Source organism: Devosia chinhatensis, assembly GCF_000969445.1.
Taxonomy (GTDB): domain Bacteria; phylum Pseudomonadota; class Alphaproteobacteria; order Rhizobiales; family Devosiaceae; genus Devosia; species Devosia chinhatensis.
In genome coordinates, this window is the sequence record NZ_JZEY01000034.1 from 1 (window position 1) to 534 (window position 534).

Sequence of the window (534 nt, forward strand, 5' to 3'; positions counted from 1 at the left end):
CAAGGAGATGACTTCGGCGCTGATCGGCGTGCGCACGCTCGAACATCTCTTGTTCTTTCTTTCCTTTCTCTTTATTCTCTTTCTCCTCTCTCTTTTACACATCTCCCTTCCCACTTTACCTCTCTTCTTCTCTTCTTCCGTCTTCTTCTTTTTTTTTTTCCTCTTTTCCTTTTTTTTTTTCTCTTTTTTCTTTTTCTCTTCTTTCTTCTCTTCTTCTCTCTTTTTCCTTTTTCTTCTTCTCTTCTTTTTCTTCTTTCTCTTTCTCCTTTTCTCTCTTTCTTCTTCCCGCCTTTTCCTCTTCTTGTCCCCTCTCCCTCTTTTCTCCCCCCTCTTCCTTACCTCCTTTCTTCTTTCTCCCTCTCCCTTTCCCTTCCCTCTCCTCACTTCCTTCTTTCCTCGCTTTTCTCCCCACGTTTCTTTCCCCGCCCCTTTCTATGTCCCTCTTTTTGCCTCCTCCCCTTCTTCCCTCGTCCACTCCTCCCTTGCTTATTCCTTCTCCTGCCTTCCCCTCTCTCCCCCCCTCCCCTCTCCTTG

1 pseudogene is annotated in these 534 nt (G+C 46.1%); it reads right to left on the reverse strand.

What is annotated here, in order from left to right:
• Nucleotides 1-115 precede the first annotated feature (115 nt).
• Nucleotides 116-534 (reverse strand): annotated as a pseudogene (locus VE26_RS19065) (hypothetical protein); the annotation flags it as partial.